Here is a 13,696-nt window from a genome sequence, read left to right on the forward strand (position 1 = left end):
AAAATGGCGACTGTGAATGATGCGGTTGACCTTCTATATCAAGACTATGTCGAACTAGTTTCTGATCTGAGTACGAGTCCGTCAGGCCTCTCTTCTCTGAATCGTAGCTACCATAAGCACCTTCTTGTAGCGGCCGCGAGCAGCTTGGAGGATAGGGTCAAAGCCCTTGTTCCTGAGATCTTCGGACGGCACGGAACTGACAGACTTGCGGCTTTCGTCGCGAAACAGGTGATGGCTCGTGGCTATCACACCTTGTTTGACTGGCGGGGCGGAACTGCTCAGGGGTTCTTCACAAGCTTCGGTGAGGTCTGTGGTCAAACGTTCAAGGCTGCGCTGAAGGCGGACGACGTCCTAAAGGCGCAGCACGGTGCTTTCATGCAGCTTGGAGATCTTCGTAACCAAGTAGTTCACAACGACTACGCGAGTGCGCTCATAGAGCTAACCCCCGCGGAAATCATTGCTAGATACAAGCTATCCCTTGAATTTGTGGATCGAATTGAGCATTTTGTTCTGGCGGAAACCTGACCACCAGGCCTGAAGCTACCTTGCGGACGGCATCCAGGCTCAATGATTCGTCCCGAAAAACGGAAGCTCGACAGCGCCGCAATCCCTGGCAGCCTGACCTGGACACTGCTGTTGTTGCCGAAGGCTCGTTTCGGGGTGGGGTAATTCACTCCAGTAGGCTGACATGATGACTCAGCCTCTTGAAATCTTTGAGCTTCCGCATGATGCCGCCCTCGAAGAAGTTGTAGCCGAACTGCGGAAGCTCGATCGCTCTGGCATGCGGTGGGCCAAAGTTGTCCGGCATACCTACGACGTGATTTACGGCGGGCAAGAGACAGGACGCTACCGCTGGGACCAGCTCATGAAGACTGAGAAGACCCACTTCGGCACTCTCTTCGAGATTTTCGCACAGCGCGAGTTCGGGTTTGACGGTGGTGACACCACGGACTATCGGATCGCCGGCCACCAAGTCGATGCTAAATGGAGCCAGTCCTATGGTGGCTGGATGCTCCCACCTGAAGTCTTCGGCGAGCTTGCTCTTGTAGCCACTGGCAGCGACCAGAACTCAGTCTGGTCGCTCGGGCTCGTGCGTATCACGGCGGATGCACGGCGCGAGTCCGTGAATAGGGATAAGAAGAGCCAGCTCAATGATCGCGGCAAGTCGAGCATCACCTGGCTTTGGCGCGATGCCCCGCTTCGACCCAACGTGTTGCTACAGCTTCCCCAAGTGGAGGTCGACAAGATCTTCGCCGCAGGTCCTGGCACAAGAAAGACCAACCAACTCTTCAGGAGCGCTGAGGGGATGCTTGTGCATCGAAATATCGTCGCCACAGTGAGCAGGCAACTCGATGCGCAGAAACGCGTTCGCTATAACGGTGGGGCCAGGCAAGCTCTCGCACCTGAGGGCTACATCATTCTCGGCGGGTCCTATCGGGCACAGACAGATATCGCCCGAGATCTAGGCCTGCCGGTCCCGTTTGCCGACGAGTACGTGTCAACCCGCGTCGTTCCATCCGAAGATGGGACCGGTGCCCTTATCGCCGGAGCTAGGTGGCGGCGGGCAAGGCCTGAGGAATCAGTCGGGCTTGCTCCTCGAATCGACGAGAAGGCAAGCCCGACTGCAGAGGATCTATGACGCCTGACGCGCAATCAGCTGGGTGCCCGTGGTAGTAGCCCGGGCGCCCAGCGCGGTAGCAATCGACAACCCGACGTTTTTTGCCACGGGCGGAGGAAAGGCGTTGCCAATCTGGCGGTAGACAGAAGTCTTGCGCCCGCTGAACTGCCAGGAGTCCTCAAACCCTTGAACGCGTGCCACCATGCGATTCGTAAGTCTGGGCACAAAGTCTTCTGGAGTTTCAGCGGACGGCGCCTCGTCGACGATGCCCTTTCCGTCAACTCCGAGAGCAGCCCAGCCAGCCTTCGCACGAGTGGGGCCCAAGTCCGCTCCCCCGTGCTTCTTGGAGCCACCGACGATTGTCGGGGCGATGCCGTTGGCCTTTTTTGCCCAAGCATCAGCACCGGCCCAACCATTGGCTGCCATCAGGTCCTTAAGCACTTCACCAACCTTGGCTGGGGAGCCAACTGGATGCGGCCACTCAAACTTGCTGAATTTGCTGCTCTTAAGTGCTACCAAGATGAATCGAGGCCGCAACTGAGGCACGCCAAATTCAGAGCTGTAGAGGAGCTGCCAATCCGTTTGGTACCCCATACGGTGGAGCTCGTCGCGGATTGCTTCTCGGTAATCATTGAAACGCGCAGAGGCCAGCCCCTTCACATTTTCTAGCATCACGGCCGTCGGTTTGGCCTCGCGAACGAGCCGTAGCGCTTCCGGGAAGAGATCACGTTCATCGTTAGCGCCCAACTGCTTCCCAGCCACGCTAAACGGCGGGCAAGGGACTCCGCCGGCCAGAAGATCAATGCCCTTGTACTTACGTCCGTCGATCTCGCGAACGTCACCCTCGTGAACGTCCCAGGAGGGGCGATTGAGACGCAGGGTAGCGGCGGCATCACGGTCGATCTCGACCGCCAACGAATGTCCAAATCCCGCCAATTCGAGACCGGACGATTGGCCGCCTGCACCGGCGCAAATCTCTAGGGCTGATAGTGATGTGGTCACTGGATGGTTCCTCCATGGGCGTCGATCGACAGGGTCAACTCTATCCTGACAACGACCACTGACAGGATTTGGACACCGCCTACTTGTCATTCCTACAAGGGGATCTGCCGCCCAAGCGCTGGGAAGTGGCCATCATCACTTGTCAGATCGACAACCAGGTTGGAACGAGTCACCCTCAGCCGGCCGGCTAGCCTCATCAATCATGGAGCAAAGCATTGAAGGTGGGCACGAGCATCCAGCCATCAGCTTGGATCTGCCCGTTCCGGGTGAGGGTCATGTGGCTGCACTGTTTGAGCTCCAGGAGATCCACGAGCTCATATACGGCTTCCTGTACGACCGACGCGACAACCCGCCTACGATGGCCGAGATTCGTGCGTTTGATAGAACGCTTCGACACGCAGAGGACTCGACAGAGCGTAACCAAGTCGACCGCCGTGTGCGCGAGCTGTATCCGTACTTCAAAGTCACCAAGATCCGACTCCCCGGAGAGCGTGCACCTCGATATCTACTCGAGAGCCCCAAGGTGACGCCTCAATCTGGCTCAAAGATTCATATCAGCAAGGCCGTGCGTGCTCGGGTGCTTGCACCAGCCAAGTGTGCAATGTGCGGGAGAGCTCCCCTGGTTCACGATGTGGTCTTGCAAGTTGATCACAAACTTCCGCAGTCTTGGGGTGGCAACAACAACGAGGAAAACCTTCAACCCCTGTGCCAGGACTGCAATGCCGGCAAGAAGGCATGGTTCGCCACCTATGACGAGAACGCCGACGCCATCGCCCAGGCAACCCATCATCCAGAGCCCCAAGGACGAATTGCGCTGCTGCTGCGAGCCTTCGGTGGTGACCTCGTACCGAGCGACTTGATCGGCGTTGTCGCCTCAATGGGTGCGTTCCAGGAGGACTGGCAGCGTCGACTACGTGACCTCAGGACGCTCGGCTGGAAAATCAAGCACAAGAATGTCCATATCAAGAAGGGAACACGTCGGGTTCAATCCAACTACTCCTTGGTGGCGGAAGGCGTGTTCCCTGATTCCTTTCAAAGGGCACTTGCCAACGCTGAAGCAGGCCTACCCGTCGACAATGGCTGAGCCCGGGACTTCATCGCTGCTGGTCCTAAATCTACGCAGGAAGCCCGGAGGATGGATCGTTGTCACGGGTGCAATGCCGCTATACGCCAAAACGTGACTGTCGTACCTTCATGGGAAGCTGTTCCGCATGACAGATTTCATTCGCAAACCAGGTCTCGCTTACATCTCGTGGAACGATTGGGTAGCCATGGACCAGCAGCGCTCTGCCGTTGGCTTCCTTGCCGAATGGCTAGAGACTAGCCCGAATAAGGACGTGTCAGTCCATTCAGACCCTCGGAACCCGGACCACACCAAGGAACTGTTATCCGGTATCGAGGCTTGCGTCCCGGACGTTCGTATGGGCGATGCGTCGGACGTTGTCTCTGGTCTTCGTTCCGACTCGTCCGCGCTCATTCTGTTTCCCGACGAAGTCCTTGCCGAAACCATCACTGACGGTGTTGACGTTGGCAACGCTGACCTGTGCTTGGTCCTTTGGCCAGGATTCGACCAGCTTGAGCTATGGCTTCAGGCTCACGGCGCAGTACAACTGCCTTCGGGGACGGTATCTGAACAAGGCTTCCTTGACCGGCTGCCAGGTGTCGTTCGCGTCGCCATTCAATGGCCACTGGAGATTTTGGATGAGGCCAGTGGCCTCAAGCACGGACGAGGTAAGGCTCAGGTCGTACAAACCCTGCAGCTACTTCACAGGGAGGGTTACGCCTATGAAGAGCGTGACCTGCTGCTGTATGCCTACAAGCTTGGCTACCGACAGCGCGACGTTCGCAAGCTCAGCGACTACATCCAGCGCATCCGTCAGAATCGGCGGATCGTGACGGGCGAGAATCGGCTGCGTGCTGACATTCTGAAGCAATGGGAAGCTGAAGCTAGGGAGCTCTGATCAGGACGTCTGCAGATACGAGCCGGCCCGCCGTCTACGCCGAGACGTCGCATTGGCAGTCGAGGTCGTTGAACCACGGGCACGATACCGGTGATAGATCCCCCGATAGCAGAGCATCGCAAGGCGGAGTTTTCCACATGGGTCGATGACGGCCTTCTCCGTCCCGCTCTTGAATGTTGCAATTGGCCAATGGAATATGAAGACATCATCCGGATGGGCGAGATCAGACTGGACGTCATCCAAGAGCACGCCGATAGGCAATGCTCGTGCGGCCAGCTTTGGACAAGCTCATGAAGTACTCTGGGCAAGGAATTCTTCCTTGCCTGGTGAATCGGCGTCGGCCGGCACTCGACATTCGTCTGGCTTCCTGACATCCTTCAGCCATGGCATCGCGTCCTCCCCTGACAACGCATCAAATAGAAATTCTCGAGTGGATCCGTGACGGCTATGATGAAAGCACGCCGCCCGATTACTCCCGTCGGATTTCGGCCGGGTGGTTAGCCCGCCGCGACCTCGTCGCCGTCAAGGGGCGAGGGCCAAACTGGGCCGCATCCCTTGGTTTTCACTGGGAACCTTGACGAGCCGGTTAGTGTGGCTGATATGTACCGAATGATTCGCATGGAATCTCAGGCTTCGAGAAAACTAATGCCGTTCCAGTTGTGGAAGTTCCCTGGCCCTTCTCAGTAATGCAGGTACCAGAAACGCGGTCGAACCCCCAGTTTGATTCAACGGTCAGAGTCAAATACTTTGGCGTCTTTAATGCCTCAATAACTGAATCCGACGAGTCTTCTGGAACGTCTTGCAGGGACGTCGTGTACGAAAACAGCGTTGATTTGATCTTAGTGCTGTATGGCGCCGAAAGAGTTCCCCCTGCCGGAAGATCAAACTGGCCGGTTTGGGACTTTTGGTTTCCAAGAAAAGCACCAGAGAATCTTACGTAGCAAGTATCGCCTGCGCGGTGGGCCTCCCCGGCCAAGGACGTTCGGGAACACACCGGGCTCGAGGCATCGTAAAAAGCGGTGGTCACAAAAGTCATTCCACGAGGCTGGACACCTCGTCCAGCGGTTGTGTTGGCCAGCGTTGCCGTCCCCGCAGATGCAAATAGTATCGAGGTCTTGCCAGGATCGGAGTTGCTGGGATCTACCGAAACTGTATTTAGCGCCCATTCACTGCGAACTTCGAAGGTGAATCCTCGTTCAGTCTTGAGCACAGCTGTCCCGACCACCTCGAGAATTGCCCTGTTTGAGGGGGCGTTTACCGATGGCGCAGTGGGCACTGCAGGTACCGGCAAGGTCGCACTCGGTGAGCCCGACGGCGTTGAAGACGGACCTGACCCTCCGCAACCCACCATGATCAGAGAACAGACAGCAAGTGTTCCTGCCATGAGATATGAGTTCCCGGCTAACTTCATTGATTCCCCCATATGGTATTGGTGTCGAACTTGCAACAGGATCCTAGCATCCGGTAGCTAACGCAGGATCAGAGGTTATGCCACAACTTTCGTCTTTTGCCAAATTGAAAGCACACATCAACATTCACACACACGAGTTCTCCAAACAGGAAAGACAGGCACTAATCTGTGCCGGCTGCGTAAAGTCGAAAATCGGCCTTCCGTGGATTCTCTGACTACTTGAGGTAGCCGCTATCCACAACTGCCGCCGACAGGTCGACCATCGCTTTCAACGCGGCTTCCTCTGACGCACCGGCACTCCCACTGGCAATCACAATCCTGGACACGCCGAATCCAAAGTATCCCGTAGCATCACACCACGACTGTTCCTTGCCTGGAGTGCCGCCAGGAACGCTCTGCTTTGCTGAGTCCAGCAGAGCCTGTTGATCCACTTTGTAGCCATCGGGGAAGGTGACGGCTGCCAACATTGCAAGGCCATGGTTGCCCTCTGGACTGGAACCCGCCCCAGCCTGCTGGTCTCCCCGTACGTACAGCGCGACAGATTCCACTCGCGCCAGGTCAGTGTCTTTGAAGCCCAACGACTGAAGGGTTCGCACGACTCCGTCTTTCACCGTTGTCAAGAATTCTTCCGTGGTGCGGTTCTTCTTGGCCGCCTCGTCTGACTGCGGGAGGGCCTTCCACACGGCGAAACCTTCATTGTCATCAACGCGGCGCGCATCTCCAATAGTTCGAGGCGGGAATTCGCCCTGGCCAGCGGCAGCGATACCTCCTGATACCGAGCAGGAGGTGATTCCGGCCATGGCAAGTCCCGCCATGCTAAGTTTGATCGCGCTCCGGCGCGACGTGACGTTCAGGGGCATGTCTTTGGTCTCCTGGCGGTGAAATGATGGAACTCCGGGAGATCAGGAATTCTCCTGGTCCGAAGCTAATACAAAATGAACAGCGGAAAAATCTGCGAATAGGGCCGAACGTCGGAGGCGCATGGCTTTATGTTCGCAGGTGCCCTAACAATGACTGGTTATGGACGCCTGACCGTTGCGGCATGTTCTGACCGCGCCTAGTTGTTTGCGGCCGCTTGGTGGACAAATAGCGGCATATGCCCATCGTCCCCGTCAGTTCTCTCGAAGCGACGCCAGCCCACCTTAGACCAGAAGTAGTCCGCGTCGTAGGAAAATGTGAAGAGGTCACAGGATGGATACTGACCTACAACCAGTTCGATTGCTTGGCGGCCGAGTCCCTCTTTGATCCGATCATCACGGATCTGGAAGCGTGTGATTTCGGCATACGCGTCTGCCCGAGCGAGATTCACGTAGTCGGCAGCGAGAAAACTCGTGTGCTTCACCTTGCATCGGCCAATCTCTTCTGAACCGACGCGAAATAGTAGATAGTCGTACGCTTCGCTGCCAGGATCGCGGGCCCACCAGTTATGCCTGAACCCGGGGATACCGTTGGCAAAGGATTCCGTGACATGAAGAGAGATGTTCATGGAGCCAATCTAGCGGCTGGAAATGAATGAACATCCATTTTCCGCATAATTACAAATCGAGCGCGGAATGCGTCGGCAATATAGCCATCACGCCGTGGGCAATGGAAGCTAACGGCCGACGGCAATGCCTTCAGGTTTCGGCAAGAGATCACTGAGCTCCACGTTCAGCACTTCTGCCAACGAGGCCAACACCTTGAGCTGCGGATTCGCCGCCTTAATTGGTGTCGACTTGCCCTTTTCGAGCAGCTGGTAGTGGTTGCGGGTGAGTCCGGCACGGTTCGCCAAGACTTCTTGTGATAGGCCGACATCCGTGCGGAGCCGATGCAACCGTAGGCCCACCTCGACCATGTAGGCCGCCCATGCTTCATCTGGATTTTCATTCGCCATCCTTCCAACTTCTGACAGCGCCAGATTTTCACTTGCATGATTTATAATGCATTATTAATTTGGCCAGATTTGAGAGGTGGAAACCGTGAGCGTCTTTACAATATATGCCGTTTGTGGTATATATAAGGCATTGCCCGATAGTGGCGGTTGCAGGCATCGGCCTCCCGCGGATCGTGGCGGTCACCAACTTTCATGCGCCCATGTAAGCGCGCAAGGAACCCATTCACATGAGCATCGAACATCCAGAGCTCCACAAGACCAACGTCAGCCCGGCCGATTTGCCGGATCACGTCGAGCGAGTCGACGAAGCCTTCGACAACACCTCGCTGCCGCAGGCACACGCGGAGGGTCTCGTGGATAACCAGGTGCCCGATCATGCTCAGGACGTCATTGAGATGGCCTCGCCAGAGACCGCCAACTTCATCGAGCGCCACCAAGCGCCTGCCAGGAAGCGCCGCGGACTCCTTATTGGCGCCAGCGCCACCGTGGCTGCCGGCCTCATTGCCGCCGGTGCGGTATTCGGCGTGAAGGCGGCGATCGACCAGCCAAAGAACAGCAGGCCACAGCCTGGCCCAGATACTGCCAGCAGTGCGTCTGTACTACCGGGCCCCGTCGAGACAGCGAAGGCGCCAGAGACGAAGGAGCCCACGGTACCAAGCCCAGAGAATGGCTTTCCTGTGCCGACGGCAGAACAGATCAAAATCCCGGCGACCTTGACGCCGGAAGAAGTCGGACGTGCGTTCGAGCAGCGCCTCACCGCTTGGGTTATGGCTGGGGCGACCAAGGAAAACGGAGAGAAGTGGCTCAACACCCCCGACAAGAACGCCTACATCACCGAGATCGCTACGCAGAACGCAAAACTCTTTACCGACAACATGTACGTCAATGGTTGGGAGTCTAACCAGAGGCTGAAGAACGCCGCAAGATCATCCATTGACATAAGCGTTCAGCATGTACGCGCTTGGTTCAAGACCTCTGGTCATGTTTGGCCCGAGGACAAGGAGCCATATCACTCGTGGGAAGAAACCGGGGATATCAGGGTCGTGAGTAGCTCGCCGGACGGCGGTGTCCTCGAGATCACCAGCACCTCACGCAACAACGCCGAGAAGAACCGTGCGTCCACCGTCGAGATCGGCATCAACGACGGCGTCAACAAGACGATCACTTACAGGCTGACGTACGTGAAGGAAGGCGAGACCTTCAAGATTTCCAATCTCGGTAAGTAGCCTTCTCGAATGTTCGTGTTTGTGCTTAAATGTATGCACGAATGCGCGTCAAAAATTCACATAGGCTCGATACACCACTGAAGGCAGGCCCCACCGGGGCCTGCCTTCAGTGGTTTAGGACCCTAAACCGTTCGGCCCGGTTCGCCGCGGTGCTTCTCCTCGCGGGCCTGATGATCCTTGCTGGCCCCGCCCAGGCGGCCAACGCCGCACCGACCGGCTCGCTGTCGCCGGCGGATCAAGCCAAGTCGTTCGCTTACTACAAGGCGCTGCGCTCGTGCATGGGTATGGGCTTTTACAAGAACTCCCTGGGGACCTTCGGCAGCGAAAAGATGAGCCAGCAGAATGCCACCGATTTCGAATGGTTCAATGGCCGCCAGGGGCCAGCCACGGTCAACGGCATCAACGTCGGAGCGTTCAACGACCCGCGCGGCACCAGCGGCGATGGCAACCAAAACTGCGGCGACAGCGAAGGGCGGGCCTGGATCAAGGCCGCGGCTGGCCTGTGGGGCTACGACAGTGGCCCGAAGCTGCTTTGCCAGCTTGGCTTCACCCGTGAGCAATCCGGGGTGTCCTGTGACGACACGACTGCCGGGGCCAACAACGACTTCATCGCACCCGGCGGGCACGACCGATACCTCGACGAAGGGACGAACAAGCTCGACGACTTCTGGAAAGGCCACCTTCAGTCCGGAACTACCGACATCGGCAGTATCACGGCGAAAGGCGGCGCCTACCGCCTCTACCTCGACAATCTCAAGAGCCAGTGCCGGCTTTCACCTGGCGGAAGCGACTACACCATTCAGGAGTTCGCTACCGGGGCAACAACACCCACCCCGGCCAAGTACGGTTCGGCCGATCGCGACCGCGGGCCCGGCTACATGGTCACCATCTACGATGGCACGCAGATGTCGTGCCGCGATATTGCCAGCCAAATCTCCGACCCGAACTCCGCCGTCGTGAAGGGCTATACCCTCTTCGCAAGCACCGGCGGAACTGACACCAACCAATCAGGCGGCGGAGATACCGAGTGTTTGAAAACAGGCACGTGCCCAGAGAACACGTCCTCATGCGCCATCGACGGCATCGGCTGGATTGTCTGTCCGGTGATCACGTTCGTCTCCGGGCTGGCTGACAGCATGTTTACGGTGCTATCGAACGATTTCTTGAAGGTCGGCACGAGCGTCGTCAACACCGACCCTAAGAAGGGGGCGACCACAACATACGAGACATGGAAGACCATGCAGGGCTTCGCCAATATCATCCTGGTGATCGCCTTCTTGCTCGTCATTTTCTCCCAGCTGACGAGCGTTGGCCTCAGTAATCTCGGCGTCAAGAAGATGCTCCCGAAGATCGTCATCGCGGCCATCCTGATGAACGTCTCCTTCTTTATCTGCCAGATCGCTGTCGACCTGTCCAACATCATTGGCTACAGCCTTAAAGACATGCTGACCGGTATGGCGTCCCAGGCGAGCAGCGGAGCAGGCAAGGCCATCGACGCCGCCAGTGGCAACGTCCTTGGTGGGACCAACGGCTGGGCGAATCTCGCCGGCGGCATCCTCGCGGCGGGCACCACAGTGGTGGCCGGCTATTTCATGCTTTCAATGCTCGGCGGTCTGCTGTTTGCGGCAGTGCTGGCATTGTTCATGATCTTGCTCATCCTGATAGCCCGCCAAGGCATCATCGTCCTCGCCATTGTCACCGCCCCGATCGCTATAGCTTTCTGGCTTCTGCCGAACACCAAAAGCCTGGCCACGAGCTGGTGGAAGATCTTCTCCCGCATGTTGCTGCTGTTCCCGATCATCTCCCTCATCTTTGGCGCCTCGACGCTGGCCTCTGTGATCCTGCGTGACTCCTTTGGCAGCTTCACGGAAGCCAACGGCAACGTGAACTGGCTCGGGCAGATCGTTGCGGCCGGCATCCAGGTCGTCCCACTGTTCCTTACTCCGCTGGCCCTCAAGGGAGCCCTCGCGTCCGTGCCAATGCTTGGGAACCTTGCGAGCAAGATGTCCGGTCGGGCGAACGCCAACCTCGGCAAGAAGTTCGGGGATTCCTACCGGGGCAGCGTCTTTGGACGCGGTCGGGCGATCCGCAAACAGGCCAAGGCCAACTACCGAGACCGCAAGTTCGCCAAGAGCGTTGAAGGGGGCGGAGCAGCCGCCATCGCCGCAGGCGGGCTCGCCTCACTGGGCTGGACAGAATCGCAGCGAGCACAAAAGGAAGCAATTGTCCGTGCGGCCAGCGGCACGGCTGCTTCGGCACAGTCTGAGGCAGTCAAGCAACAGATGAAAGTCCTGCAAGACCACGTCGGCACCAATCCCGAGGACATCCTCAAGCACATCGAAGCCGGGCACAGCTCAATGAGCGACACCGACATGCAAGCAGCTTCAGACCTTCTCCTGGCCAGTGGCGGTACCGCTGAACTGCGCAAGATCATGCAGAACCCGGCGATCATGCAACGGCACGCTCGTAGCGTCGTCGAATCATCTCGTCGTAACGAAAGCGTTGTTCGACAGAAGGCGCCAGATCTCGCGAACTGGGCGAGTACTGCCGCTGCAGCGCAGGGAAGTGCCTACCAGGGCGAGACTGTTGCCCCTACCTACTCAGGTGCTCAGGCATCCAAGCTCGTTGATCTGGACCCAGCCTCCGCAGAGGCCGGAAAGGCACATATCGACCCCAAAGAAGCCAGACGTGCTTTGGATAGCCAGGCGGCAATCAACATGAAGCCAGGCGTCCGTGCCGTCCTCGAGGAGATTGCAGAACCTCCACCAAGTACAAGCGGACCAACAAGCAGGCCATCACCTCCTTCGGGTGGCGGAAGTCCATCAGGACCAGCACCGGGATCGCCTTGGTAGACGGAGAGCACCGTGAGCCGCACGACCACAATCGCATCAACAAGCAGTAAGCACGTAACGGAGATTTCGAATGACCAACCCGAAGAAGACGACAGTCAAGGAGGCGCGCAAGACCTCAAGCACCAAGAACCGCTCAACAATGCTCTCCGCGACAACCGACCTTGCATGGACGACACTAGATGAAGGACGGCCGCGTCGTTGGTGGTGGTACGCCAGCATTTGCGTCGTCGGCCTATACGCGGCGGGCTTGTCTGCGCTGCTGGGCAACTGGACCTTCACGGCAGTCATCATCGTCGCAATCGTGGGCATCTTTACGATTGACCGACGGTACTCAGAGCCCTTCACCTACCGGCTGACAAAGGATGGCGTCAGTGAAGGCACTGTGACCTACGCTTTGGCCAGCTATCGGGCGTTTACACTCAGCGAGGAATACGGCAGGGACGGTGTCTCAGCGGGACCTGTCATCTTCCTCTTACCCGCAAAACGGTTCCGGCCTGCGCTTGAGTTGGGACTAACCGGCGACGAGCAGACGAACCTGGAAATTGTCGAAAGCCTCAGCACGCTGCTGCCTCTCGATGAGGATGAATCCTTTGGAGGAGCCATGAGAATCCTGAGCCGCATGGCCAAATGGCTCAGGATCTCGTAGTCCCACAATGAGCTCGGCAACTTTTCGTTGCATCACATGACCGAACCACCCCGCCTGTAGGGTGTCTAGCATTTGGCCTGGCGGGGTCGGCGCTTCTGAAGGGTCGATGCTAGACGCAGATAGGTAGTCCGAGGTCCACGTTCCTGCCATCTGTTGTGTAGCTCGCGACTGCGCAGAACTGATCCGTCACGGTCTTTTGAACGATCATTGTTGTCAGGATCGTCTGAACATCTTTTGCATCCGCCTGCTGTGTTAGGGGGCCGCTCGGCTCGTTCTTGTCGTAAATGCGAATTGCGATTGTGTTTCCATACGCCTTGCCGTCGTACCGAGTGACGCGGGCCCAGAGCGAATTGCAACGATTCGACATAAGGATCTGCAGCTGAGCCTTCTCGGCGCGCTCCTCGCTCGCGATGATTTTTCCGTCATTGACGCATTTTGAATCAAAGATGTTGTCCCCGGTCTTGCCTGCGGGAAGGGCCTGACTTGTTTCAGTCGGACTGGGCGCGCTGGCCTGAGGCGTTTGCGCCTGATTAGAAACCAGAATGCCAGTTGTTACGGATGCTATGGCCCCAACAACCAAAGAGGCAACAAGGGCCAGAATTGCCGCTTTCCGTACCGAAATAACTCGACCTCCGGAGCCCTTGTTCACCGTAGAGGAAGTTCTTGTGGGTTCGTCAACGGGGTTCAGAGAACGACGAATCCTTTCGCGGCGTTCGCACCACGGAGCAGGATCTTCACCGAATGCAGTAACGAGCCCGCTGACGGTGGGCTCGGTTGGAAGCCGATCGCCCTTTAGCGCGTCTGACAACACCGTCTTCGAGATGCCCGTAGTCCGGTGCAGAGCCTGAAAGGTTGGCGAGCCAGATGCTTGCCTCAGCCGCCTCAAATCAGCAGCAAATGACTCAATTTTGTCTATCTCTGGCTTAGTTTCGTCGGTCACTGGGTCCTCACTGTGTCGGTGCGTGGCTGCATGCAACATGGCGATCATAAGTCAAGTCAAGGAGCGGAACGGAAGTTCAGGCCCTATATGACGCAGGGGGAATGTTCGTCCGGAGATTCCGGCCGGGTATGTTTTGGGTCCGGCCGGACAGCGACCGTGATCTCATG

General features: G+C 57.6%; 12 protein-coding genes. 7 read left to right on the plus strand and 5 right to left on the minus strand.

Annotation, left to right across the window (positions count from 1 at the left end; translation table 11 throughout):
• Nucleotides 1-12 precede the first annotated feature (12 nt).
• Together NVV90_RS12220 and NVV90_RS12225 are read left to right on the plus strand one after the other, a co-directional pair.
• A complete protein-coding gene (locus NVV90_RS12220; RefSeq protein WP_258437556.1) occupies nt 13-525 on the plus strand; it encodes a HEPN domain-containing protein in 513 nt (170 codons plus the stop codon).
• A gap of 163 nt (nt 526-688) precedes the next feature.
• Nucleotides 689-1,639 (plus strand): NaeI family type II restriction endonuclease, encoded by a 951-nt coding sequence (locus NVV90_RS12225; protein WP_258437557.1) that lies wholly within the window; start codon nt 689-691, stop codon nt 1,637-1,639.
• Here NVV90_RS12225 and NVV90_RS12230 read toward each other — a convergent pair.
• Nucleotides 1,634-2,620, minus strand: a complete 987-nt coding sequence (locus NVV90_RS12230; RefSeq protein ID WP_258437558.1) for a DNA cytosine methyltransferase — start codon at nt 2,618-2,620, stop codon at nt 1,634-1,636. The two genes, NVV90_RS12225 and NVV90_RS12230, sit on opposite strands and share 6 nt — an antisense overlap.
• Before the next feature lie 202 nt (nt 2,621-2,822).
• Between NVV90_RS12230 and NVV90_RS12235 the strand changes: the two genes are divergently transcribed.
• Together NVV90_RS12235 and NVV90_RS12240 are read left to right on the plus strand one after the other, a co-directional pair.
• Nucleotides 2,823-3,704, plus strand: a complete 882-nt coding sequence (locus tag NVV90_RS12235) for an HNH endonuclease (protein WP_258437559.1) — start codon at nt 2,823-2,825, stop codon at nt 3,702-3,704.
• A gap of 127 nt (nt 3,705-3,831) precedes the next feature.
• Entirely contained in the window at nt 3,832-4,581 is a 750-nt protein-coding gene (locus tag NVV90_RS12240) for a hypothetical protein (RefSeq protein WP_258437560.1), read from the plus strand.
• Nucleotides 4,582-6,207: 1,626 nt separating this feature from the next.
• On the opposite strand, the gene NVV90_RS12245 is transcribed toward NVV90_RS12240, so the two are convergent.
• From NVV90_RS12245 to NVV90_RS12255, 3 genes are all read right to left on the minus strand, one after another.
• Nucleotides 6,208-6,852 carry a hypothetical protein gene (locus tag NVV90_RS12245; RefSeq protein WP_258437561.1) on the minus strand — a complete coding sequence of 215 codons (645 nt, stop codon included), beginning with the start codon at nt 6,850-6,852 and terminating at the stop codon, nt 6,208-6,210.
• Nucleotides 6,853-7,049: 197 nt separating this feature from the next.
• Nucleotides 7,050-7,478: a hypothetical protein gene (locus NVV90_RS12250; protein WP_258437562.1), complete on the minus strand. Its 429-nt coding sequence runs from the start codon at nt 7,476-7,478 to the stop codon at nt 7,050-7,052.
• A 108-nt stretch (nt 7,479-7,586) separates the two neighbouring features.
• Nucleotides 7,587-7,865, minus strand: a complete 279-nt coding sequence (locus tag NVV90_RS12255; protein WP_258437563.1) for a helix-turn-helix domain-containing protein — start codon at nt 7,863-7,865, stop codon at nt 7,587-7,589.
• A 227-nt stretch (nt 7,866-8,092) separates the two neighbouring features.
• On the opposite strand from NVV90_RS12255, the gene NVV90_RS12260 reads away from it, so the two are divergent.
• From NVV90_RS12260 to NVV90_RS12270, 3 genes are all read left to right on the plus strand, one after another.
• On the plus strand, nt 8,093-9,091 hold the full coding sequence (locus tag NVV90_RS12260) for a hypothetical protein (protein ID WP_258437564.1): 999 nt from the start codon (nt 8,093-8,095) through the stop codon (nt 9,089-9,091).
• 41 nt (nt 9,092-9,132) lie between these two features.
• Nucleotides 9,133-11,943, plus strand: coding sequence for a hypothetical protein (locus tag NVV90_RS12265; protein WP_258437565.1), 2,811 nt, complete (start codon nt 9,133-9,135; stop codon nt 11,941-11,943).
• Between the two features lie 70 nt (nt 11,944-12,013).
• Nucleotides 12,014-12,589, plus strand: coding sequence for a hypothetical protein (locus NVV90_RS12270; protein WP_258437566.1), 576 nt, complete (start codon nt 12,014-12,016; stop codon nt 12,587-12,589).
• 109 nt (nt 12,590-12,698) lie between these two features.
• Here NVV90_RS12270 and NVV90_RS12275 read toward each other — a convergent pair whose 3' ends face one another.
• The gene (locus tag NVV90_RS12275) at nt 12,699-13,529 is read right to left on the minus strand and encodes a helix-turn-helix transcriptional regulator (protein ID WP_258437567.1); all 831 of its coding nucleotides are present in this window, start codon (nt 13,527-13,529) and stop codon (nt 12,699-12,701) included.
• Nucleotides 13,530-13,696: the final 167 nt, after the last annotated feature.

The sequence above is a fragment of the Arthrobacter sp. CJ23 genome (assembly GCF_024741795.1).
In the GTDB taxonomy this organism is placed as follows: Bacteria; Actinomycetota; Actinomycetes; order Actinomycetales; family Micrococcaceae; genus Arthrobacter.

Bases quoted from the DNA above. Each gene is read 5' to 3' on its own strand.
- NVV90_RS12250 (WP_258437562.1), bottom strand. From the start codon at position 7,478: ATGAACATCTCTCTTCATGTCACGGAATCCTTTGCCAACGGTATCCCC.
- NVV90_RS12265 (WP_258437565.1), top strand. From the start codon at position 9,133: ATGCGCGTCAAAAATTCACATAGGCTCGATACACCACTGAAGGCAGGC.
- NVV90_RS12270 (WP_258437566.1), top strand. From the start codon at position 12,014: ATGACCAACCCGAAGAAGACGACAGTCAAGGAGGCGCGCAAGACCTCA.
- NVV90_RS12255 (WP_258437563.1), bottom strand. From the start codon at position 7,865: ATGGCGAATGAAAATCCAGATGAAGCATGGGCGGCCTACATGGTCGAG.
- NVV90_RS12245 (WP_258437561.1), bottom strand. From the start codon at position 6,852: ATGCCCCTGAACGTCACGTCGCGCCGGAGCGCGATCAAACTTAGCATG.
- NVV90_RS12225 (WP_258437557.1), top strand. From the start codon at position 689: ATGATGACTCAGCCTCTTGAAATCTTTGAGCTTCCGCATGATGCCGCC.
- NVV90_RS12260 (WP_258437564.1), top strand. From the start codon at position 8,093: ATGAGCATCGAACATCCAGAGCTCCACAAGACCAACGTCAGCCCGGCC.
- NVV90_RS12235 (WP_258437559.1), top strand. From the start codon at position 2,823: ATGGAGCAAAGCATTGAAGGTGGGCACGAGCATCCAGCCATCAGCTTG.
- NVV90_RS12240 (WP_258437560.1), top strand. From the start codon at position 3,832: ATGACAGATTTCATTCGCAAACCAGGTCTCGCTTACATCTCGTGGAAC.